General features: G+C 47.8%; 22 protein-coding genes. 7 read left to right on the forward strand and 15 right to left on the reverse strand.

Annotated features, from left to right (window positions below):
* Nucleotides 1–23: 23 nt before the first annotated feature.
* The 12 genes from HPY27_RS07110 to HPY27_RS07165 all read right to left on the reverse strand — a co-directional run bounded on the left by HPY27_RS07110 (nucleotide 24) and on the right by HPY27_RS07165 (nucleotide 10,851).
* Nucleotides 24–998 carry an LLM class oxidoreductase gene (locus HPY27_RS07110; protein WP_174224687.1) on the reverse strand — a complete coding sequence of 325 codons (975 nt, stop codon included), beginning with the start codon at nucleotides 996–998 and terminating at the stop codon, nucleotides 24–26.
* Nucleotides 999–1,079: 81 nt separating this feature from the next.
* Entirely contained in the window at nucleotides 1,080–2,291 is a 1,212-nt protein-coding gene (locus HPY27_RS07115) for an MFS transporter (protein WP_173621668.1), read from the reverse strand.
* A 215-nt stretch (nucleotides 2,292–2,506) separates the two neighbouring features.
* Nucleotides 2,507–3,133, reverse strand: a complete 627-nt coding sequence (locus HPY27_RS07120; RefSeq protein ID WP_174224688.1) for a LysE family translocator — start codon at nucleotides 3,131–3,133, stop codon at nucleotides 2,507–2,509.
* An 81-nt stretch (nucleotides 3,134–3,214) separates the two neighbouring features.
* Entirely contained in the window at nucleotides 3,215–4,561 is a 1,347-nt protein-coding gene (locus tag HPY27_RS07125) for a HAMP domain-containing sensor histidine kinase (protein WP_017248255.1), read from the reverse strand.
* Nucleotides 4,562–4,568: 7 nt separating this feature from the next.
* A complete protein-coding gene (locus HPY27_RS07130) occupies nucleotides 4,569–5,258 on the reverse strand; it encodes a response regulator transcription factor (RefSeq protein WP_174224689.1) in 690 nt (229 codons plus the stop codon).
* 11 nt (nucleotides 5,259–5,269) lie between these two features.
* Nucleotides 5,270–5,854, reverse strand: a complete 585-nt coding sequence (locus tag HPY27_RS07135; RefSeq protein WP_106833863.1) for a TVP38/TMEM64 family protein — start codon at nucleotides 5,852–5,854, stop codon at nucleotides 5,270–5,272.
* Nucleotides 5,855–5,978: 124 nt separating this feature from the next.
* Nucleotides 5,979–6,473, reverse strand: a complete 495-nt coding sequence (locus HPY27_RS07140) for a GyrI-like domain-containing protein (RefSeq protein ID WP_174224690.1) — start codon at nucleotides 6,471–6,473, stop codon at nucleotides 5,979–5,981.
* Between the two features lie 82 nt (nucleotides 6,474–6,555).
* Nucleotides 6,556–7,488, reverse strand: a complete 933-nt coding sequence (locus HPY27_RS07145; RefSeq protein WP_174224691.1) for a helix-turn-helix transcriptional regulator — start codon at nucleotides 7,486–7,488, stop codon at nucleotides 6,556–6,558.
* A gap of 348 nt (nucleotides 7,489–7,836) precedes the next feature.
* Nucleotides 7,837–8,046: a hypothetical protein gene (locus tag HPY27_RS07150; RefSeq protein ID WP_007727355.1), complete on the reverse strand. Its 210-nt coding sequence runs from the start codon at nucleotides 8,044–8,046 to the stop codon at nucleotides 7,837–7,839.
* Nucleotides 8,047–8,122: 76 nt separating this feature from the next.
* Nucleotides 8,123–8,956 carry an ethanolamine ammonia-lyase subunit EutC gene (eutC, locus tag HPY27_RS07155; RefSeq protein ID WP_017248250.1) on the reverse strand — a complete coding sequence of 278 codons (834 nt, stop codon included), beginning with the start codon at nucleotides 8,954–8,956 and terminating at the stop codon, nucleotides 8,123–8,125.
* Nucleotides 8,957–8,976: 20 nt separating this feature from the next.
* Nucleotides 8,977–10,338: an ethanolamine ammonia-lyase subunit EutB gene (locus tag HPY27_RS07160; protein ID WP_047069121.1), complete on the reverse strand. Its 1,362-nt coding sequence runs from the start codon at nucleotides 10,336–10,338 to the stop codon at nucleotides 8,977–8,979.
* 138 nt (nucleotides 10,339–10,476) lie between these two features.
* Nucleotides 10,477–10,851 carry a response regulator gene (locus HPY27_RS07165; protein WP_106833858.1) on the reverse strand — a complete coding sequence of 125 codons (375 nt, stop codon included), beginning with the start codon at nucleotides 10,849–10,851 and terminating at the stop codon, nucleotides 10,477–10,479.
* A 322-nt stretch (nucleotides 10,852–11,173) separates the two neighbouring features.
* On the opposite strand from HPY27_RS07165, the gene HPY27_RS07170 reads away from it, so the two are divergent.
* The gene (locus HPY27_RS07170; protein WP_017248248.1) at nucleotides 11,174–12,241 is read left to right on the forward strand and encodes a bifunctional transcriptional activator/DNA repair enzyme AdaA; all 1,068 of its coding nucleotides are present in this window, start codon (nucleotides 11,174–11,176) and stop codon (nucleotides 12,239–12,241) included.
* 39 nt (nucleotides 12,242–12,280) lie between these two features.
* Nucleotides 12,281–13,753, forward strand: a complete 1,473-nt coding sequence (locus HPY27_RS07175; RefSeq protein WP_371814314.1) for an MFS transporter — start codon at nucleotides 12,281–12,283, stop codon at nucleotides 13,751–13,753.
* Between the two features lie 100 nt (nucleotides 13,754–13,853).
* Here the strand turns inward: HPY27_RS07175 and HPY27_RS07180 are convergent, their stop codons facing one another.
* Entirely contained in the window at nucleotides 13,854–14,294 is a 441-nt protein-coding gene (locus HPY27_RS07180; protein ID WP_012686286.1) for an Rrf2 family transcriptional regulator, read from the reverse strand.
* Between the two features lie 155 nt (nucleotides 14,295–14,449).
* On the opposite strand from HPY27_RS07180, the gene HPY27_RS07185 reads away from it, so the two are divergent.
* A complete protein-coding gene (locus HPY27_RS07185) occupies nucleotides 14,450–15,739 on the forward strand; it encodes an acyl-CoA thioesterase/bile acid-CoA:amino acid N-acyltransferase family protein (RefSeq protein WP_174224693.1) in 1,290 nt (429 codons plus the stop codon).
* A gap of 73 nt (nucleotides 15,740–15,812) precedes the next feature.
* Nucleotides 15,813–16,151 carry a histidine triad nucleotide-binding protein gene (locus HPY27_RS07190; RefSeq protein ID WP_007727375.1) on the forward strand — a complete coding sequence of 113 codons (339 nt, stop codon included), beginning with the start codon at nucleotides 15,813–15,815 and terminating at the stop codon, nucleotides 16,149–16,151.
* Between the two features lie 10 nt (nucleotides 16,152–16,161).
* Here HPY27_RS07190 and HPY27_RS07195 read toward each other — a convergent pair whose 3' ends face one another.
* Nucleotides 16,162–17,139, reverse strand: a complete 978-nt coding sequence (locus tag HPY27_RS07195) for a YpdA family putative bacillithiol disulfide reductase (RefSeq protein ID WP_173621662.1) — start codon at nucleotides 17,137–17,139, stop codon at nucleotides 16,162–16,164.
* A gap of 146 nt (nucleotides 17,140–17,285) precedes the next feature.
* Between HPY27_RS07195 and HPY27_RS07200 the strand changes: the two genes are divergently transcribed.
* Entirely contained in the window at nucleotides 17,286–18,890 is a 1,605-nt protein-coding gene (locus HPY27_RS07200) for a glycosyl hydrolase family 18 protein (RefSeq protein ID WP_254612843.1), read from the forward strand.
* A gap of 166 nt (nucleotides 18,891–19,056) precedes the next feature.
* On the opposite strand, the gene HPY27_RS07205 is transcribed toward HPY27_RS07200, so the two are convergent.
* Entirely contained in the window at nucleotides 19,057–20,088 is a 1,032-nt protein-coding gene (locus HPY27_RS07205) for a Cfr family 23S rRNA (adenine(2503)-C(8))-methyltransferase (RefSeq protein WP_174224695.1), read from the reverse strand.
* A gap of 708 nt (nucleotides 20,089–20,796) precedes the next feature.
* Here HPY27_RS07205 and HPY27_RS07210 point away from each other — a divergent pair.
* Nucleotides 20,797–21,165 (forward strand): hypothetical protein, encoded by a 369-nt coding sequence (locus HPY27_RS07210; protein WP_017248241.1) that lies wholly within the window; start codon nucleotides 20,797–20,799, stop codon nucleotides 21,163–21,165.
* Between the two features lie 94 nt (nucleotides 21,166–21,259).
* Nucleotides 21,260–21,814: a spore coat protein gene (locus tag HPY27_RS07215; protein ID WP_017248240.1), complete on the forward strand. Its 555-nt coding sequence runs from the start codon at nucleotides 21,260–21,262 to the stop codon at nucleotides 21,812–21,814.
* The last annotated feature ends 20 nt before the right edge of the window (nucleotides 21,815–21,834 follow it).

Genomic DNA, 21,834 nt, shown 5'->3' on the forward strand with positions numbered 1-21,834 from the left:
CCCCTCCTCATATGAAGCTGTAGTCAAACTCGCTCCGCTGAATCGATATGTGCCGGGAAATAAGGCAATACTTCTTGCCCTAACTCATCGATAACCTCGTCAATGGGACGCTTGCTAGGGAACAGGGCGAAGAACAAATGATTCACGCCGACCTCTTGATACATGGCCAGCAGTTCTAAAAGCATTTTTCTACCGACTCGGTACCCTAATCGAATCGGCGTGACCGACTCATCCGGATTTTCCGCAAGATCCAAGTGAAGAGGCTGAATAAACGGCTTGAATACACCTGGATGATATATCTGGACCAGCTCTCTCCATTCTTGGATGGCATTTGCTTGATTGAATGGATCACGCGGGTAATAAATCCAACCATCTCCGTTTTGCGCAAACCAGTCCATCGTTTGTTGACTATACCCCGTGATAAAGGTAGGAATGGGCGCGGTTGATTTTGGCACCAGATTCGCTCCATCAATCATGCCGTATGGGGAGTTGATTTTTGGGAAATCCTCTGCCATGACCTTCTGCAAGTAGTCGTAGCCATCGCGAAACAGCTCCGCACGCTGTTCATGCGGCACATTCAATCCATGAAAATCAGCCCGTCGGTCCCCAGAAGAAATACCCATCATCAAGCGCTGGGGAAACAAATTTTCAATGGTCGCTGTCTCTTTTGCCACGCGCAACGGATGCCGCAGTGGAAGCACGATGCTCGAGGTACCAAAAGCGATTTTTTTGGTTTGCGCAGCCAAATAGGTTAAATAAATCATCATGTCATAAATTTGCCCGGTTGCAGGGTCACCAAAAGCGGGGTCCTGCAAAATGACATCCCGCAGCCAGATTCCGGTAAAGCCATAGTCTTCTGCCGCTTGGACGAGTTCAACCTGGCGCTCCATTGTCGGTGCTTCCCATTCGTATGCTTCCAGCGGAATGTGAAATCCCAAGGTCATCTTCCCTTCTTGGAACATTCGCTGAAAACCATAATGACCGTCGAATTTGCTCATCGATGCTCTCTCCTCACGTGATGTATTTGGAAATCAACGGCGGAAACGCATGCTTTCATCGCATCCGCCGTCTTTGTACGATTAACGACGAGCTTTTTCCAGCTTGCTGCTGATCATTGTGAGTAATGCGGCACCTAACACCATCACTCCGCCGACCCATGGCGTATGAATCAAGCCAATGGTATCGACGATGATTCCTCCCACGAAGGCTCCAATCGCAATGCCGAGATTGAAAGCAGCAATGTTAATGGCAGAAGCAACATCAACAGCACTAGGCACGTATTTTTCAGCCAACTGCACGACATATACCTGTAAGCCCGGTACGTTCATAAAAGCCAGGAGGCCCATCAACATTATCGTGAGCGTTCCCACCCATTTAAGAGGAGCGGTAAATGTTAAGATGATCAGAATGATCGCCTGAATGATGAACATCCAGCGCAGCGCTTTTATCGGATTCTTGTCAGCTGCTTTTCCCCCGACCGTATTTCCAATCGCTACCGCAATCCCATACACGAGAAGTATCAGACTGACGGCACTCGCCTGATAACCTGTGATTTCTTCCAGAATCGGACCTAAGAACGTAAAGGTTACAAAGGTACCGCCGTAGCCAAGTGCCGTAATCGCAAAGACAAGCAACAGTGGCAAGTTTGTGATTATTTTCACTTGGTCTTTAATAGAAGCAGGCTTGGCTTTCTTCAAATTGCTTGGTACCAGAATCGCTGTCGAGATAAGGGCAATCACGCCAAGAATGGCAACTCCCCAAAAAGTCGCTCTCCATCCAAACATTTGTCCAATAAACGTTCCCAAAGGTACGCCTGTAACGGTTGCAACAGTCAGACCCGTAAACATCGTTGCAATCGCGCTGGCACGCTTGTTTTCTGGCACCAGATCGGCTGCAATCGTCGAACCGATGGAGAAAAATACCCCATGAGAAAACGCGGTAAAGAAACGGGCAATAATTAATATCGCAAAGCTACTCGACAAGGCTGCCGCACTGTTTCCGACAGCAAAGACAATCATCAAAAGCATGAGCAGCGCTTTGCGTGGAATTCGACTTGTGAGTGCTGTAATAATCGGTGCTCCAATAGCTACCCCTAATGCATATCCAGAAATAAGAAGTCCAGCTAAGGTGATGGTTACTTTCAAATCCTGTGCGACTGTAGACAACAAACCGACGATAACAAATTCAGTAGTCCCGATACCAAATGCGCTGATTGCGAGAGCAAGTAAAGCAAGAGTGGAGTTTTTCGCATCAGCTGTTTGCTGCTTTACGTTGGATGTAATCGTGCTCATCTGAGTTGTATCCTCCCTTAATTTTTCTTGCCATTCACAAAGCAGGGCCCTTACTTATCATGATTGGCGAATATGTTGGATCTGAATGCTATTATGTCTCATGCCTCACTTGATAGGAAGTACGTACTTTCAAGTATCATAGGCACTAAAAAGTACCTTACACCAGTAATCAAGCAATAAAAAAAGCCGGGAAGACTGACTCCCCGACTCATACCTTATCTCTCTTGCAGCGCTACTTTTAATCCTAATAAGATGTAAACAGAACCTACGATCTTGCCACTCCAGCGACCCAGCCAGGAAATTCGTTTCACCAGATGCCCCAACGGTCTGATACTGATCGCAATCAACGCGGTGTAAAAGAACCCCAAGATGGCGAAAATCAGTCCCAGGACAAGGAATTGAAGAATGGCTGCTCCACGCTCAGGATGTACAAATTGCGGTAGAAACGCCAGAAAGAACAACGCCGTCTTCGGATTCAGAACTTCTGCGAGGATGGCTTGCCCATACGATTGCAGCGGCGGCAACGGTGTTACTTTTGGCAGCTCTGGGTCAACCGGTCTTTCAAGCATGGCCCGAACTCCTAAATAGACCAAGTATGCCGCTCCCGCAAATTTTAAGAGATTGAATGCCCATGCAGATGTCATCAATATTGCGGATAAACCAACCGCAGCAAAAATCGTGTGAATGAAGTCGCCGGTGGCAATGCCCAGCCCTGCCATAATCCCTGCTTTACGTCCTCCCTGAACGGTACGCGTCGCAGTTAGCAGGACAGCGGGTCCCGGAATTAAAAAGAGGCCGATCACAACAGCCAAAAATGCTCCCATGGTAGTCCAATCAAACATGTGCTCTCCCTCTTTGTATCGAATATTCAAATTCTCTTCCTAATCATAAACGATGTGCAGCGAGAACGATACGGTTTAGGCTTACTTTTCGCCTTCATGAGCTTGTGGTGGAAACAAAATCGTGATGGTCGTTCCCTCACCCACTCTGCTATCCAACGAGATGATTCCCTTGTGTGCCTCTACGATCCCTTTCACAATCGTCAACCCCAATCCTGCTCCACCGCGTTCCCTTGCTCGCGAGCGATCTCCCCGATAAAAACGCTCAAAGACGTACGGGAGGTCCTTTTGATCGATGCCTGTGCCGCTGTCCTTCACTTGCAACCGGACCATCGTACTCGATTTGTCTACTGTGACTACGACTTCTCCACCTGCTGGCGTATGCTTGCAGGCATTCGTCAACAAATTGGCCACGATTTGCGCCAGTCTCTGCCTGTCCCCTTTGATCCAGACAGCGTGATCTCCTTTGAAGTGAAAATTCATTTGTGCACGGGCAAACGTAGCACTCATTGACTCAGTAACTTCTTTGACAACCTCACGTAGTTCTACCTCTTCACTGCGCATTTGCAAGGAACCCGACTCCACCTGAATCACCTGATCTAAATCGCGGACGAGACGGCTCAAACGCAGTACCTCTGACCTTGTGCTTTCAAGATTTTTGGGAGTGGCTTCCCATATGCCGTCGATCATCCCCTCTACTTGCGCCAGCAAGGTGTTCAGTGGTGTTCGTAATTCATGGGCAATATCAGAGGTCAGTCGCTTGCGCAGCTCCTCCTGATGTTCAAGACTTTGGACCAAGTTGTTAAAAGCAGCGACCAATGACGTAACTTCATCCTTGCCACGTGGCTCCGGGACGCGTATCGACAGATTGCCTCGCGCGACTAGTTGCGCTGCCGTACTCACTTGGACGACGGGACGCACCATGGTCCGAGCGAGCAGTATGCTGATGATAATGACCAAGATGAGCAGCACAGCCATCGTCCACAACGTCGTGTTTTTATGCGCCCATTGGAAATGACTTTCCAAGGTCATGTACGCACTCCGATCATCGTGGCTTATTACCAGTTGCCCGATCATGACTCCCTTACTGACAAGGGGAATCTTGTCTACACTGTAATTGCTCATATGGACTCGCGGCTTACCCCATTCGTTTTGTACTTGTTGCTGTTGATCGAGGAGAGTGATATGCAATCCCAAGACCTCAGAAACCGCTTCAAGCTTATGATAGGCTTCCGCTCCCCAGCCTTGACTGTCCTGATACGCTTGGAGTGCGACACGCGATATTTCTTGGTTATGCTGATTTCTCACTTCATTGGCATACATGGAAAAATGAACATCCATTTCCTTTACGGACAACAACGAGGAGAAAAGAACAGCGCATGCGCCGACTGTCATGATCACAAAGGCGAGCTTTACCCAAATATGCTTCATCGTGGCCTCACTTCTTCATGGGATCGTCAAAGCGATATCCCAATCCATACACCGTTTTGATATATTCAGGTTGCTTCGGGTCTATCTCTATCTTTTGGCGAAGATTTTTGATATGCGTATCAATGGTTCGGTCGTATCCTTCGAAATCAAAACCCATGACCTCACGCACGAGCTCCTCCCTGCCCCACGTTCTCCCTGGATAACGGACAAGCGTTGTGAGCAAGCGGTATTCATTTGGCGTAACCTCCAAAGCGACTCCATTTTTCGTGACTCTCTTCTCATTCATCGATATGGTCAAGTCTCCCACCTCGATGAAATCGGAGAGTGTTGAATAATCGCCCGCACGACGCATGACGGCTCGAACACGCGCTACGAGTTCTCTCGGGCTAAAGGGCTTGATTAAATAATCATCAGCGCCAATCGTAAGCCCGCGAATTCGATCCGCCTCTCCACTTTTCGCCGTGAGCATCAAAATAGGGACACGAGACTCTTTGCGAATTTGGACGCAGACCTCTTCCCCGCTCAGATCAGGTAGCATCAGGTCTAAAATGATACAGGTCAATGAAATTGTCGTGGCCATTTCCACTGCTTCCTTGCCTGTTTGGGCGGTCAGAACATGATAGCCTTCCTTTTGCAGATAGGAGGACAATATTTCTAAGATTTGCGGCTCATCATCGACTAGCAAAATGGTAGACATATGAATCCTCCCTACTCCTCTTGTATTTGATCCTTTCCTTTTTTCCAGAAAAGCAAAAAGACGAGAGCACCTGCCAGCAAGGCAAAGAGCAAGCGAAACTTGTTTTCACTAAAAGTAATCAGATCATGACCGACGAATGTTTCAAAAACCATCGACGGCACTTTTCCAATTAAGGTCGCTACTAAAAATTGCACGAAGGTGATATTCGTCAAAGCCGCACCTAAATTGATCACACCGGAAGGCATCATCGGATTCAACCGGAGCAAAACGATGGCAAGACATTTGCGAAAACTCGTCGTTCCATTGATGGCATGTACCCATTTGAACGATTTCAGTTTTTCGCGCCGATCTGCTTTTTTGATCGTGTAGCGGTAAAGAAAGAAGGCAATGCAAGCACCTACCACCTCTCCCGTTAAGGAAATCAAGAACCCTCCGTACAAGCCAAACACGACCGCATTCGCACCCGATAAAAAAATGGAAGGCAATACACCTGCCACACTAATCACGATGTTTAATACGATACTACCGATAATCCCCAGCATCCCTAAAGAGCGAATCCACTCTGCCAGGGCTTCTACATTCGTTATCCAATCCATCCGTCTGTATGACTCCCCTCTGCCACTCTCTCTAGAGTAATCGAAACTTGTGAAGAAATCATGGAAAAAAGCAAAACAGTCGTAGCCTGATTGACTACGACTGCTTGTATGATTTGCTGCACCATTATTCTTCTGAGATCGCGATGTACAAATCTACTTGCGCATTGTAGGGATCAGCGCAGCGCACTCCGTCATATCGTTCGAAATCTCCGGTAAATGTCCGCTTGTTCCCCGGTTGATGGGACCACTCCCACACCTTCGCCCACGCTTCCATCACAACCTCTACCATCGGGCCTACGCGCGTCGTAAATACGGCATAGGTAGAAGCCGGTAGAGTCTTGACCGTGAGCTCAGCAGGAAGCTCACCGTTCTTTTCTACAACGGTTCCTACTAACAAGGCGTACTCGCCTGTCTCGTCACTGTCGTAATCGGAATACACACCCAGAACAACACCCGGCTCTTTTTGATGGGGAGTTTTGAAGGGATGCTCTTCTTGATAATAGCGTTGCCATAGATCCCCAATTTTCCCGTTCGGTCCGCATTCCGCCTCATTGGTTGTTCGAATTTGCAAGCCTGCTACACGCATTTCATCCAGTTTGACAATCGTTGGGTTCATCATTAACCACGCTCCTGTAAGAGATTGCTTACATGACTTAGTATAATGACCTTACCTTGACAACTATCTGTCAACGTTTCAACACTCATTCATAAAGTTTTGTCATTCTTTTTACTGTATCCCTCATTCGTTCCCTAACATGCACAGGCTCATGTACAAACAAGGCATCGCCAAAGCTAAGCAGCATGCCGTTTAACCACTCATCGTCTGTCATCATCGTTCGTACTAGCATCGAGCCATCTTGCATGGTCTCTATCGCTTCTGGCGCAAACATATCCCGTACCCTTACATGTACGCTCGAAGAAAATTGGAGGACAAGTGAAATTCGCTCTGACGTATCCCATTCTTCGAGCCATTCCAGCTTATCTGCTTGTTGATACGGGCGTAGCGAAAACTCCTCTGTAAGCACAGACATGTCTGCAATCCGTGACAAGCGAAACAGACGATCCTCCTGGCGCTGTAAACAATAGCCATACACGTACCACACATACCCTTTGATAATCAGTTTTACAGGCTCAATGGTGCGCTCTGTCGCATCTCCTTGCATTTTCGTATAGGTGATCCGCACACGAAGTCTCTTCTCGATGGCTTCCCGCAGCCTGTTTACTTTTTCGGCGATTACTGGTGTACTGCCCCACGGATTGAAGTCGTAAACAACGGGATGTGCACTTCCTTGCAGAGAGGATGGTGCGGTGATGAGCAACGCTTTTATTTTTTCCAGAAGCTGTCCGATTTGCTTATCATCTGTGGAGGAATGAACTCCTTTTAGCGCAGCGATAACCGCAACCAACTCGTCCAAGGATAAGTATTGCCGATCGATCGTAAAATTCTCCATGATCTCGTAACCGCCGCTTGCCCCAGGGTACGCTACAATCGGAATTCCGGCTGCGTTAATGGTTTCCAAATCCCGATAGACCGTACGCAAGGATACTTCAAAGTGATCGGATAGTTCACGAGCGCTCACACGGCGCTTATTCAACAGCATGATAACAATAGCGAGTAGCCGTTCTACCTTCATGGTTTGCCCCCATTTGGTTTGGGTCAACATTGTGGAGGAGAAGAAAAAGCACAGTTCTCTTCGACTCTGACACGCCAGCAGGGGGATTGACTGTTCGTCTCCACTTCAAAAAGGGGACCGTCGAGCCAAAGCCACCCTACGGGCGGAAGATTCTCGAGGAAGAAGTGTTCGACAAGCATGGTCCCCTTTTTGAAGTTCCGACTGGGTAGGCGTTGTCAAGGTCTACGAGCCCTGTGCTTTTTCTTCTCACCAGCTTTGTTGGTTTATTATGTATCCATGATCATACAAAAAAGGAATCTGCAGCCTAAACTTGCTGCACATTCCCTTTTTGCCTTGCTTCATTCGAAACTATACGCCCATACGTCTGCGTTGATTGTTTGGTTTTTTGGTGAGCTGGCTTTTCATGCTCTGATTTTGCGCCTTTTGATTCAACGGATTATTGGCTTGTGCTTGCGCTTGTTTTTTCTCCGCCATTTTGCGCTTCATCGCCTCTTGCAGGCTGATCTTCCCAGGCTTTTGCTCAGTGGTTTCTTTTTCGTTTTGGTTTGGCTCCGTCATGCGTAGCAACTCCTCATAGAAATTGGTTATCTTCTATGTATTCTAGTGCAAGACAGGAGGAAGCGCCAGTGGGAATCTACCCGTTATTCGCCCGAAGCTGTGATAATTTTACACCGCTCGCCTGGTACTTCAAAATTTCCTCCAAAAGCTCTGCAAGGTACGCACCTGCCTCAATCGGTAGCGTGCCACCCTTATGAATATTAGAAATAACCGTACGATCTGATTCTACCGTATTGGCATCCGGTTTGTAAATCATGTAAGCACTGAGACTTTCTGCCGTTGCAAGTCCCGGTCTTTCCCCGATCAAGGAGATGACGACCTTGCAATTTACGATGGACGCGACCTGATCTTGAATCCAGACGCGACCTTTGTTAATGAATACTGGCTTTCCTACACTGATGTTTCTCATGGAAAGACCTTGGATTAACGCAGGCAGCAAGTCTGGAATCGTCGCCTCACACGCTGAGGTGCTGAGTCCGTCCGAGATGACGATTTGAACGTCTTTTCCTTTATCCCCATTCTGCTCCAGCCAACGAGCGGATTCATCCGATAACATCCGGCCCGAGTCGAGGTTCATTAAATACTCCTCCATGCTCGTCGCTCTTGAATGGAGAACAGGAAGCTGCAAGCTCTCGATCAGTTCCGGACTGATTGTTTTCATGACCGCATCGCGAGCCGCTGCCTGATCTATGCGAAATTGCAGATAGCTACCCGTCTTCATTCGGGTACCCGCTCTACCGATTCCGATACGAGCTGGCGTTCGCTTCATCGCTTGCTCCAATGCTTCTGGATTGTTGGGGTTCTTTACCCCGCATTGCTTTTGCTCAGGAAAATCAATTACGCCCTGCCCTATTTTGGACAGCTCATCGATTACGCGCTGAACCAAGTCGTCCATATTGATCTGTTTCATCTGGCTTACCTCCCCGCTCGCTAGTCAAAAATGGTTAAATCGCCTGCACGCTCTGTCAAACGACCATTTTCCATAATGCCCATTTTCTCCAACCATTTCTCGAATTCCCGGAGAGGTCGCAGTCCCAAGAGCTCGCGGTAGCTGGCGTCATCGTGGTAGCTCGTGTCTTGGTAACTGAGCATGACGTCGTCCCCACCTGGTACGCCCATATAAAAATTCGCCCCTGCCAAGGTTGTCAGCATCCCTGCAATCTCCTGGTCATTCTGATCCGCATACATGTGATTCGTATAAGTCGGAGCGATTCCCATCGGCAAACCATGCAGCTTGCCCATAAACAAGTCCTCCAGATCAGCACGAATCATCTGTCTGCCATCATAAAGTGTTTCTGGTCCGATAAAGCCAGAGACGTTATTGACCATAAACGGCTTCCAGTGACGGCAAAAACCGTACGTACGGGCTTCTAGCGTCTGCATATCGACGCCTTCATGGGAGTCCAGCGACACTTCGGAGCCTTGCCCTGTCTCAAAATACATGACGTTTGGTCCCGATGCTGTGCCTTTTCGAAGCATCAAATCCATGGCCTCATCCAAAATCTCCTTGTTCACGCCAAACGCATCATTCGCTCGTTGTGAACCTGCCAGACTTTGGAACATCAGAGAAATGGGCGCTCCGCCGCGAAGAGCCTGCATCTGTGTCGTGATGTGGGCCAGAACGCAGTTTTGCGTAGGGATTTCCCACTTTTGCATGAAATCATGTGTCATTTTCAAGAGCTTGGTAACGCTTTCAACGGAGTCATTATTGGGGTTAATTCCTATGACAGCGTCGCCTGATCCATATGACAAACCTTCCTTCATCGAAGCCAAAATGCCATCGGGATCATCGATTGGGTGGTTCGGCTGGCAACGGAACGCCAGTCTTCCCGGCTCGCCAATCAGTGTGTTGCAGTACGCTTGATGCTTCATTTTTTGTGAAGCCATGACGAGGTCAATGCTGGACATCAGCTTGGCTGTAGCGGAAATCATCTCACTTGTGAGTCCACGACTAATTCTTGTGAGCTCAGGCATTCCTGTGGAAAACGACAAGATGTACTCCCGTAGCTCCCCTACTGTCCAATTTTTAATCTCATCGTAAATAGAGAGATTGATATCATCATAAATGATCCGTGTCACTTCGTCTTTTTCGTAAGGAATGACTGGATTTTCATATATATCACGAAGTTGCATTTCACTTAATACGACTTTGGCCGCCATCCGCTCCAGTGCGGAATTGGCTGCTAGTTTACTCATGTGATCGCCAGACTTTTCTTCACTCGCTTTAGCCAATACATCACGAACCGATGTAAACTGGTAATGCTGTTTACGTACAACGCAAGCCAATTTCATCTCTAGCTTCACTCACTTTCTTTTCAACTTTCCGTAAACTCTATCTCATGGAACGTAAAAAAGCGCTTCGAAACATAAGACGAAATGCTCGCCTTGGTCCAAGCGCCGTTGCTCTTCCTACGATTCACTTTTTTGCGTTCATTGTTTGCCCGTAAGCACGAACTCCACTGCCGGTAGCAGTTCTTCCTCCATGACGGGTTTGACCAGATAGGCACATATCCCTTTTGCTTTGGCTTGCATGACCATGTCCTTTTGACTGTAAGCAGTCAAGAGAAGGATGGCCGCGTCCGAATGCTCTCGGATAATCCCAGTCGCTGTCAAACCGTCCATAATTGGCATTTTGACATCCATAATAATGAGATGCGGATTCCACTTTTGCGTCAATCGAACGGCCTCTTTGCCGTTTTTTCCTTCAGCTACGACGTTATATCCCTGCTCTTGCAACATCTCGACCAGGTCCATACGCGTTATGGGGTCGTCGTCTATGATGATGACTCGATAATGCTGACGCAATACTCCACCTCCCGATCACCATTGAACGGACGTGCCAACTGCTCATCATTTCGATATGCAACCGACGCCGTTGTCGGTTTATCGCATATTTCTGAATACGTTTATTATATCTATATTTTCAGGCTAATTCCAGCTTAAATCCTGTCCATGAGCGTCAGAGATGGTATTTCCACGAACTATCCGTTTTTCCTAAAACCGCGCCTTTCACGGTACTTTTCCCGCCGAGTCTTGTCTTCGCCTAAAAAAATCAATGTACGATTTTCGGCTGCAGTCATTTTGGGTGAGCGATAAAATGAAAACATAATAATCGAGGGGGAAAAGAATGATAACGGCCGAGATGAAGTCCGAGTATTATCAGGCGTTACTGGATAAAAACTCAGAATATGAAGGTGTCTTTTTTGTTGGAGTCAAGACAACTGGCGTATTCTGTCGCCCGACATGTCCAGCTAGAAAACCTAAGTTTATTAATTGTGAGTTTTTTGATCATGCGAAACAAGCACTTCTAGCCTCATTCCGGCCCTGCCAGCGCTGCCGTCCACTTTCACATCCCAATCATGTTTCAGAGCTTGTGCGTCTGCTAGTTAGCGCTGTAGAAGAAAACCCCGAGCAGCGCTGGACGGAAAAAGATTTTCAAAGATTATCCGTGGACGCTGCAACAGCGCGACGCCAATTCAAAAAACGTTTTGGCATGACGTTCGTCGAATATGCTAGGGCGCGACGTATGGGGATTGCACTGAAAGAAATCAGAGACGGAAAAGCAATCATTGATGCCCAACTATCCACCGGATACGAGTCCAGCAGTGGGTTTCGAGACGCATTTTCACGAATTATGGGGGCAGCACCTACTCTTCTTGGAGATCATCATGTCTTAAAGGCATCGTGGCTGGATACGCGACTGGGTCCCATGATAGCTATCGCGGATGAAACAGCGCTATATCTACTTGAATTCGTAGATCGCCGCGGCTTGGAACGAGAAGTTGAACGTCTAAGACAAAGAACGAAGTCAGCGATTATCCCTGGTTCTACAGCGCCAATTCGTTCGATTGAACGTGAGTTAATGGAGTATTTTGACGGAGAGTTAACAAAATTTGCAACGCCTTTGTTTATGTGCGGATCGCCTTTTCAAAAAATGGTCTGGGAGCATTTACAAACGATTCCCCCCGGTCAAACTTCATCCTATTCCGAGGTTGCAGCAGCTATTGGGAAACCAAGCGCCTTTCGTGCTGTCGCTCAAGCAAATGGTGCGAATCAGTTAGCGATCGTCATCCCCTGTCACCGTGTCATCAACTCCAATGGTGATTTGGGTGGGTACGGAGGAGGACTTTCACGTAAACGCTGGCTGCTTCATCATGAAAAAGAAACGCCCGCCCCATTTGACTCGGATTCGTGAAAAATCCGGCAAATGGATCATGGATGAATAAGCAAAGGAGTGTACAAATTGAGACCCATACAATCGAATAAATGGGCTGTTTTATCTGTGGTCACGCTTGTTTCGTTCATTACTAACTTAGACGCAACGATTGTGGTTATCGGTCTTCCTGCTATCATGGAAGATTTGCGTATTCCGATCAACATTGGTATGTGGACGATTACCGCGTTCTACATCATGAGCACATTATTTTTGCTTCCAGCTGGGCGTTGGTCGGATATGCTCGGAACCAAGCACATTTTTTTATGGGGGCTCACCTTGTTCACGATTTCCACTGCGCTTTGCGGACTTGCGAACTCAGGCGCAACACTGATCGGTGCTCGACTCCTTCAGGGAACTGGTGCGGTAATGGCAATGGCATCAGCAACACCAATCCTCATACGGACATTCCCACCCAATCAGCTCGGAATCGCTCTCGGGATTAACAACATATCATGGGTGACTGGATCACTCATCGGTCCGGTGATCGGAGGCGCGCTTATCGGTGATTTCGGATGGCGATCCATCTTTTTTGTAGCTGTCCCCACTGGAGTCATTGGTTTGATCTCTGGCCTCCTGGTTCTCAAAAACACGCCCCCAATCGAAAAGGGCAAGACTGACTGGCCGGGGATTTTGACCTTTGGACCCGGTTTAGTCGCTCTGCTTGTCGCACTGTCTGAGGGGCAGTCTTGGGGTTGGACATCGGTACCCACACTTAGCCTCTTTGCAACCGCTCTACTTTTATGGATAGCATTCGTACTCATCGAACTACGTGTTCGAAATCCACTTTTTCCTCTAAGCCTTTTCACCTATCGAAACTATTCGATTGGTCTTGGAATCACGATGAGTTATTGCATTGGTTACTTCGCCGTCACCATTCTCCTGATGCTATATCTGCAAGGGGCACATCGTTTAAGCCCTTTGGAAGCGGGATTGTTATTGATCCCATTATCGATTCCCCAACTCTTCACGGCCCCCTTTGGCGGTAAATTTGCCGACCGTTTTGGCCCCGTGCGTATGATTCTGTTAGGATCATTCCTAATAGGCTTAGCCCTTCTGCTACTTGGACAACTTGGTTCTCAGTTATCGAACATGGCTGTGATTATTCCGCTTCTTATCATATCCGCCGCCACTGGTCTGTCCTGGCCTTCGCTCGCAAAAGCAGTCCTATCTGCTGCTCCGCAAGAGCGCGCTGGCTCCGCTTCAGGTATGTTCTGGACCGTCTATGAAATGTGTCGGGCAATAAGTCAAGCTCTTTCATTGGTAGTTGTACAGCTAAGCGTCAAGTCTTCATCCGTCTTGCCGCTATTTTCCGAAACGGGAGCGGGAGAAATCGCTCAATCAAAGAGTGCCTTGATCTATGCAACGAACAACGGTTTCCGATTCTTTGCCATATTCTTCGCTATCGCAATCGTGTTAGGATTTTTTCTCATGAAGCCGCAATCGAAGAAAGATAGCTGGAAGGAGAAGAATATAGTCCGTCAGTCTGGATAAGTTGTGCAAGCTTCCCCACCCGTCAGGTGGCGGGAATCGACACGTTGCTGGCACTCCTTCCTCGCAAAAATGCCCTCGCATACGCAAGGGCATTTTTTTCTTACTGCGCTTTTTCTGTTATTTTTTGACGTAGGTTATCTACGAGCTCGGACATTTTCACTCCGCCCAAAATCTCCTCCATGGCATGCTGCGCACGGGTCAAAATCAACTCTAGCACAAACTGTATATTCGCTCCCACTGGACAATCAGGATTCGGTTGCTCATGGATGTGAAAAAGTTGCCCTTCTTCCACGACGTCAACTGCACGGTAAATCTCTAGAAGCGTGATTTGATCCAGTTCCTTGGCGAGAGAAGCGCCGCCAGCTCCGGCACGTACGTTCACGAGCCCAGCCTTCTTCAACAGCCCCAGCACACGTCGGATCACGACCGGATTCGTATTCACACTACCCGCGATCCATTCGGAAGTACAATGCGAATTAGAATCAATGGAAAGCAGTGATAAGATGTGGACCGCAATGGAGAAACGGCTGCTGATTTTCATACGTTGTCACCCTTTCGTTGTAATGATTATAGTTACACCCCATACAAGAAGTCAAGTTAACCATACCGTCACATTTCGTCTCATCGAACTTTTATTCATTCTACTATAATAACTTTGTCAAGTGTCCCCTTAATCTGGAAGGAGTGTTGACTAAAATGATGCTTCCACAAATTGAAGTTACGCCTGCTACAGCCTTACTAGATGTTCCCGTCCACATTACACTTAGCGGGTTTGTCCCGAATCAATTAATCACCCTTCATGCCACTCTGAAAAATGGGTTGCCAGGAGGAGATTTGACTGCATCATCACATGCCATCTTTCAAGCGGACGAAAATGGCTCAGTCGATTTAGTTTCTCAAGCCCCCTTGTTTGGTACTTATGAGGGAATTGATCCGATGGGGCTGTTCTGGTCTATGAATGTCCAGACCATGCGTTTCTATCATGCTTATTCTCTGGACGATTTTCAGTTCACCCCACGCTCCACCGAGATAGAATTAACGGCAGAAGTATGCGATAAACCCGTAGCGAAAGCAGTCGTGAAACGTATTTTTGTCTCCCGCGACGTATCGATACAGAAAGTGACAGACCATGGGCTAGTCGGTCTGTATTTTTCAAAACCCCACACAGAGCAAAAACCCGCCATTGTCGTACTAGGTGGTAGTGAAGGCGGAATTGGCTCATGCTCCCAATTTGCTGCTTTGTTCGCTTCTCACGGCTATCCTGCGCTAGCACTCGCTTACTTCCAATGCAATGATCTTCCGGACGATATTCGCCAGATCCCGATCGAATATGTTCAACACGCCATTCATTGGCTACAGCAGCAGCCCTCCGTACATCCTGATAAAATTACGTTATTCGGACGTTCCAAAGGAGCAGAATTGGCATTAGTCACAGCATCGATTGATCAAGACGTACATGCTGTTATTGCTTCGAGTCCCAGCTCTACTGTCAATATCGGGACGGATAAGGCATTCGCTGGATCAGACACATTCTCCCCACAATCCTCTTGGTCGTTTCAAGGAGAGCCACTTCCTTTCGTGCCATGGACAGAGGATCAGACAAAAGTCTCGCAGGAGCGACTCGACGCAGGTCTACGTATCGATCATATCCATGCCGAAGCCTGGGCTGCCTGTGATTGGTTAGAAGATGCCGAAATCCCGGTGGAAAAAATCAATGGCCCGATCCTCTTCCTCTCCTCGGATGACGATCACTGGTGGCCAGCAGCAGAGCAATGCGAGCATATGGTGCAACGGCTGAAGGATCATCAGTTTGCTCATTCAGTGGTGCATTTGCGTTATGCGGATACAGGACACGGAATCCGCTTTCCTTACATACCAACTACTCGCATACAGCTCAATGGTGGTACGCCCAAAAACAACGCCTACGCATCCGAGCACTCTTGGCGTGAGGTTCTTCAGTTTTTAGAGCGGACTTTTCCAGGGTAAAAAACAGGGAAAGCCTACTCGCATGACGAAGTAGGCTTTACGATCTATCATTTTAGAAAGGATGTATTGCCCTATGGACTGCCTATTTTGCAAGATTGTAAACGGAGACATTCCGTCTAAAAAAGTGTATGAGGACGAGCATGTACTGGCTTTTCACGACATTAATCCTGTTGCCCCTGTACATGTCCTGATGATTCCGAAAAAGCATATACAATCCGTTCTGGCTATCGAGCCTGAGGACAAGGAGCTGATCGGTCACCTTCATCTGTCGCTGCAAAAAGTAGCAGAAACAATGGGCGTGAACGAGGATGGCTTCCGTATCGTCACCAACATTGGCAAACACGGACAACAAACCGTCTTCCATCTGCACTACCACCTCATCGGAGGCAGACAATTGGAGTGGCAGTTCTAATCACTATCAGCTACTGCTCCCTTTGAGAGGCAATGTGGCGGGCGATACCTTCACCGTGAAACCTTCCATTTTCGATAAAAATGGCGTTTGCGTGTTGGCCCGCCGCAATGACTCCCGCTATATAGAGACCTGGGATGTTCGTCGCCATCGTCTCTGGATGATGCGCCGGAATTCCCGTTTCCTCGTCAATCATAACCCCTAACGAATGAAGGAAGGTACGATCCGGACGGTATCCAATCAATGAAAACACATGATCATTGGCAAGGGTAATGACTTCCTCCCCTGTTTTCACCTTGATAGAACGCTCCTCAATGCTCTCGACTGTTGCACCGAACAGCATGTGGATGCGTCCTTTTTTGATCAGACTCTCAAAAACAGGCCTTGTCCATGCCTTGACCTTGCCGGAGAGCTCCGTTCGGCGGCAAATCACCGTTACTTCTGCTCCTGCCCGCTCCAACTCCATCGCCGCATCTACGGCAGAGTTGTTACCCCCTACTACCGCTACTTTCAGCCCTGTATACGGATGTGCTTCCTTGTAGAAGGACGAAACCTTCGGCAGCTCCTCGCCTGGTACATCCAGCCGATTTGGATTGTCAAAGTAACCTGTGGCGATCACCAGGTTTTTCGCTTCGTACGTATGTGTGTTGGCGAATCTGTCCGTTGTCGTGATATGAAAGCCAGCTGGCGTCTTCTTCGCTTCCGTCACCGTCTCATATACGTTCACACGCAATTTTTCTCGCGCGGCTACCAGTCGATAGTAATTGAGCGCCTCCTGTCTGGTCGGCTTGTCGTTCGCCGTTGCAAAAGGGACGCCCCCAATCTCCAGTAAATCAGGTGTGCTATGAAAAATCATATAGGTCGGGTAGCGATAAATCGAATGGACAAGCGACCCTTTTTCAATAATGATGGGATCAAGTCCAGCTCGCTTGCAGGCAATTGCCGCTGCCAGTCCACAAGGCCCACCGCCTACAATCAGTACGTCTTCCATTTCTCTCCGCCTCGCTTCATTCTCTCTATTCTTATTCCTTCATCATATCATATCGCATATCCAACAAAAGAGTTCGGGCACCCCGGCAAGGCTTCTACCAAAATCTGACCAATGAAAGAATGGTTCTCGCTCCTTATACTGGATGTATGATGAAAAAACAAAACCTACATATCTGGTTAGTCTCCTTAGCTTTTTTGGTGTACGGTCTCTCTTTTGCCATAGGAGTCCCTGCATCCACAGCATCGACGAATAATTTAAAAGATATCGCAAACAGCTATGCGAAAGAGCAAATACGTTCGCTACATGCGGCAGGTGTCATCGCAGGGGATGAAAACGGGTATTTTCACCCAACTCGCCCGGTGACGCGTGCTGAGTTTGTCGCGATGCTCACACGAACGCTCGGTATTAAACCGGTGGTCAGCAACGTCGCAGCCTATTCGGATGTCCCGAAAAGCTCTTGGGCATACGGGTATGTACAAGCTGCTTCTGGGCTTAACATCGCGAATGGCATTAGTCCTACTGCTTTTGCTCCGAAGCGGACGATCTCTCGCGAAGAGGCCGCTGCGTTTCTTGTACGTGCACTGGAACAGAGCATTTCGTCTTCTTACCAGTTGCCCGTGAAGGATGCCAATGCGATTTCGAGCTGGGCACGCGCCTCCGTCAGCCACGCCATGCAGAAAAAATGGTTGGTAGGCTACAATGGCTACTTCCGCCCGACTCAAGCACTTTCGAGAGAAGAAACGGCTGTTATTTTATATCGAATTCAGGAGAATCTGAAGAAGCAAAACGTTACAGCAAAACCGCTTGTCTCTCTCGGATGGCAATATGAATCCACGACAGAGGAGTTCATTGCACAAGTCAAGAAAAGCGGAGTCAACACGCTGTCACCGCGTTGGTACTTCCTGCAAAAAGATGGAACGATCAGTGACATCACGGATGCTTCACTCGTCCAGTGGGCTCATGCGAATGGCAAGCAAGTTTGGCCGCTATTCGGGAATAAATTCGATCCCGAAGCTACCCACACCATGCTGTCCAATCCCACTAAACGAAAAGCAGCCGTGCAAAAGCTTTCTTCATTCATTGATAAGTACCAACTAGATGGGATTAACATCGATTTTGAAGGGTTCTCCCCTGCGGATCGCAACAACTTCACCTTGTTTATCCAGGAGCTCGCCACTGCTCTTCACGCAAAAGGTGCTGTCCTATCTGTAGATATTCCGCCAGATGGTGATTCAGACTGGAGCGATCCTTTTGATTTTGCTAAATTAGCAAAGCATGCAGATTATTTGGTAGTAATGGCCTATGAAGAGAATTGGGTAGGCGGGTCAAAAGCAGGCTCCGTGGCATCCTTGCCTTGGTTTACGAAAGTCATTACCGACCTGCTTGACGAGGTTCCGACCCAAAAGCTGATCGTCGGAATGCCTCTTTACACACGCGACTGGTACCAATCGAATGGGTCTTTGAAATCGACAGATATCAGCATCCCCGAGTCTTACCAGTTGCTCTCTCAATACAGAGCAAAAACTGTGTGGGACGATAAAGTTGGACAATACCGTTCGACGTATCAAAAGCAAGGCGTCACGCACACGATTTGGCTGGAAGAAAGCCGTTCGATTGGGCTGAAAGCTCAGGCTAGTCTGCAATGGCAAATTGGTGGATTGGCGTACTGGTACATTGGTTCTGAATCAACTGATATGTGGACAGCCATTGCCAATTCGATAACCCTTAAACATGCACGTGAAAAACTGTAAGAATCATGAAAAGAAGCGCCCTCTTCCGGCTACAGCCGTGGCAGAGGCGCTTCTTTTTGTTTAAGCTAGGCAATTCTCACTAAGTCCCGGAAGAGCCCGCGCCTCCAGGATGTTTGGGAGCCTCGACGGCTTCGTCCGGCTTAATAAATTTAGTTTCCGACATCGATTATTTAGAGCGGTATAACTGACCGCATGCTGCGTTAATGTCCGATCCGAATTGAGTTCGGACCGTGATGCTGATACCCTTTGACTGCAAGATCCGAACAAACGCTTTAATCCGATTAGGATCAGATTGCCGATAGCTGTCTGGCGTAACATCGGTCGAATTGAATGGAATCAGGTTAACGTGGTAGAGATGTTCCCCAGGTCCCCTTCCCCTTAACAACTCAGCAACTGCTTCCGCATGCGCCGTCGAGTCGTTGACTCCTCGAAGAAGAATATACGCAATATACACCTTTCTCCCGGTATGCTGGATATGACGATCCAATGCCTTCAGCACGTCATGGACTGGGAATCGGTCGTTGATCGGCATCAGCTCGCTTCTCTGATCGTCAAACGGCGAATGCAGCGAGAAGGTTAGATTGACCTGCGGAAACTCCCGTGTCAGCTTGTCGATCCCCGGCAACAGGCCGATGGTGGAAATCGTAATTCGTCGATGTCCTAAACCAAAGAGATGCGGGTCGGTCAAAATCGTCATTGCATCAAAAATATGCGGGTTGGCAAGCGCCTCCCCCATGCCCATGAATGAGACGCTGTCCAAGGCGTGGCCGTTCAAGCGAAAGTGTAACAATTGGTCGGTAATTTCGTCGGCAGTCAGATTTCGTTTCAGGCCGATGGTACCGGTAGCGCAAAACCTACATCCGAATCCGCAGCCGCACTGCGTGGAAATACAATACGATTTCCACCCCCGCTCATAAGTAAGTCGTACGGCCTCCACTCGTTCGTCGCCCGCAATGGTAAACAGCACCTTGCTGACCTGGTTCGACGTGAGTTCCTTTACCGGAACGATGCTGCAGACGTTCGGACCAAGTATCCGGGTCAACTCGTCGCGCAAAAATTTGGGCAGTATAGTCATCCGTTCGTATTCGCCGATGTTTTGCTTGAAAATCGCGTCCATAATCTGAGCATACCGATACTCGGGCTGCTTGAAGTCGGACAATATTCGCCGAATCGTTTCATATTTCGAGGATAGTCTCATGTCTTCTCCTTACCGCCGGAGAAAACGTAAAAAAGCAACCGTCAGTTGGCACTTTGACACGTCATTAACCAACTATACAGAAAAAGCGCATACGTTTGCAGGCGGATCGCTACGTGCACCTGTCGATAGATTGGTAAACCTCCGGCAACGGATTTGTTTTTTTGTGAACCGCTTCACCTAACAGGAACCGGTTCACACAATCATCTACAACCTCAATCTCCATCGCTTTCATCCTCCTAGAAATGATTTTCTTTCAGTTTCACAAATGCAAATGAACCCGCTCGCAGAGGCTGTCAGGTTCGTTACCTTGATCAATGACATGTCGGTAACCGCCTTTATCAAAATAAAAAAGAGCTACAAGAAAGTTACCTTTCTTGTAGCTCAAAAAAATACGGCAAATCCAGCCCCGTTCAGGGAATGAAAAGGGTATATTTTTTGAGTGAAAAGAATAAGGTAACTTTCTTGCCAATGAAGAACAAAACAAACTCTGCTTTATTCTTCAAAAAGTGGCAAAAAATATTACATTATCCTCTTCAACTCCAATCGTTAATTGTCAGAACGATCTTAACATACCCCGCTTATACATTGCAACATTCTAAAAGACAACCAAAAAATCAACTTCCCATTGATTTTCATAAACAATTCAAACACACAAATAATAAAAACGGCTTCAAAGCCATTAACTGAATAGATTTGGAGGAATGATTCGTGTCCGATTTTTTGATGAACCCCGAATTAAAAAAAATAACCGAGGAAGCAATCCAAGGTCTCACTTTTACGAAAAATTTCCGATCAGCAACTGCCGAGGAATGGTATCTTTTTTTGCCAGGCTATCGCGATCCGCAGACAGAAGGGGCTTGTGGCAAAGTTATCATCCATTACGATTTGATGGGAAATCGAGAGGTGTTCATCAATACCACCGTGATTTTCGATGATCCCAAGCTGTATGACCCTACTCTGCACTCGCTAGTCTATGCAGTAGTGGATGAGACAATTAATCGTTTGGTGGGCTATGCCAATACATTACTTTCCGTGCACGCAGGCTCCAATTCCTATTCAGCTGAATACGTCAGTTAGATTCTAGTATCTTTTTCCTGAATATCCATTACTTCTGAACAAACAATAACAGAGGTTGACAGTCCAAAACCAAACGATAGATCAGGAGGCCATTATGCAACGTTTTGCTGCTCATGAATTTTTGGAAACACAAGAAGCACTCCGCTCCAAACACGCCGCGATTGAAATGCACGGATTACTTGCCGAGATGGCGCAAGACCCTCAATTAACAAGTATCATTAACCGCCATCAGCAAATGATCATGACCGCATACCAGCAAGGGATTAGCCTATTGCAGGGAAAAGGATTCAACATAGCGCCAGCCCCTATTCAATTGCGTGTAGCCCAACCGACTGCCGTTGGTCTAAATAACCCACAAATGGCTGCGCCCAACCCGCACCCAACCCGCTTGTCTGATATGACAATCGCTACCTTGATGTTGAACTGGCACAAAGCGGGTTCCGCTATCGGAATGCTGTGGGCGGCAGAGTGTGTGGACCCAGGTATCCGACAATATCATGTAAATGGCGCGAATGCATGCCAGCAAATGGCGTATGAAACTTGGCAATACTTGAATGCAAGAGGCTACTACCAAGCTCCGCAGCTTGCCGATCATACGATGAATACGATGATTAACGCCTACCAGCCTCAACAACAAATGCTCCTTTAAGCCACAATAACCGTCCTTGT

Source organism: Brevibacillus sp. HB1.1, from assembly GCF_013332445.1.
GTDB classification, from domain to species: Bacteria; Bacillota; Bacilli; order Brevibacillales; family Brevibacillaceae; genus Brevibacillus; species Brevibacillus porteri.

Coding starts and splice junctions, on each gene's coding strand:
- HPY27_RS07170 (WP_017248248.1), top strand. CDS start 11,174: ATGATAACGGCCGAGATGAAGTCCGAGTATTATCAGGCGTTACTGGAT.
- HPY27_RS07185 (WP_174224693.1), top strand. CDS start 14,450: ATGATGCTTCCACAAATTGAAGTTACGCCTGCTACAGCCTTACTAGAT.
- HPY27_RS07205 (WP_174224695.1), bottom strand. CDS start 20,088: ATGAGACTATCCTCGAAATATGAAACGATTCGGCGAATATTGTCCGAC.
- HPY27_RS07180 (WP_012686286.1), bottom strand. CDS start 14,294: ATGAAAATCAGCAGCCGTTTCTCCATTGCGGTCCACATCTTATCACTG.
- HPY27_RS07190 (WP_007727375.1), top strand. CDS start 15,813: ATGGACTGCCTATTTTGCAAGATTGTAAACGGAGACATTCCGTCTAAA.
- HPY27_RS07125 (WP_017248255.1), bottom strand. CDS start 4,561: ATGAAGCATATTTGGGTAAAGCTCGCCTTTGTGATCATGACAGTCGGC.
- HPY27_RS07160 (WP_047069121.1), bottom strand. CDS start 10,338: ATGAAATTGGCTTGCGTTGTACGTAAACAGCATTACCAGTTTACATCG.
- HPY27_RS07135 (WP_106833863.1), bottom strand. CDS start 5,854: ATGGATTGGATAACGAATGTAGAAGCCCTGGCAGAGTGGATTCGCTCT.
- HPY27_RS07140 (WP_174224690.1), bottom strand. CDS start 6,473: ATGATGAACCCAACGATTGTCAAACTGGATGAAATGCGTGTAGCAGGC.
- HPY27_RS07130 (WP_174224689.1), bottom strand. CDS start 5,258: ATGTCTACCATTTTGCTAGTCGATGATGAGCCGCAAATCTTAGAAATA.
- HPY27_RS07150 (WP_007727355.1), bottom strand. CDS start 8,046: ATGACGGAGCCAAACCAAAACGAAAAAGAAACCACTGAGCAAAAGCCT.
- HPY27_RS07110 (WP_174224687.1), bottom strand. CDS start 998: ATGAGCAAATTCGACGGTCATTATGGTTTTCAGCGAATGTTCCAAGAA.
- HPY27_RS07215 (WP_017248240.1), top strand. CDS start 21,260: ATGCAACGTTTTGCTGCTCATGAATTTTTGGAAACACAAGAAGCACTC.
- HPY27_RS07145 (WP_174224691.1), bottom strand. CDS start 7,488: ATGAAGGTAGAACGGCTACTCGCTATTGTTATCATGCTGTTGAATAAG.
- eutC (WP_017248250.1), bottom strand. CDS start 8,956: ATGAAACAGATCAATATGGACGACTTGGTTCAGCGCGTAATCGATGAG.
- HPY27_RS07120 (WP_174224688.1), bottom strand. CDS start 3,133: ATGTTTGATTGGACTACCATGGGAGCATTTTTGGCTGTTGTGATCGGC.
- HPY27_RS07195 (WP_173621662.1), bottom strand. CDS start 17,139: ATGGAAGACGTACTGATTGTAGGCGGTGGGCCTTGTGGACTGGCAGCG.
- HPY27_RS07200 (WP_254612843.1), top strand. CDS start 17,286: ATGATGAAAAAACAAAACCTACATATCTGGTTAGTCTCCTTAGCTTTT.
- HPY27_RS07115 (WP_173621668.1), bottom strand. CDS start 2,291: ATGAGCACGATTACATCCAACGTAAAGCAGCAAACAGCTGATGCGAAA.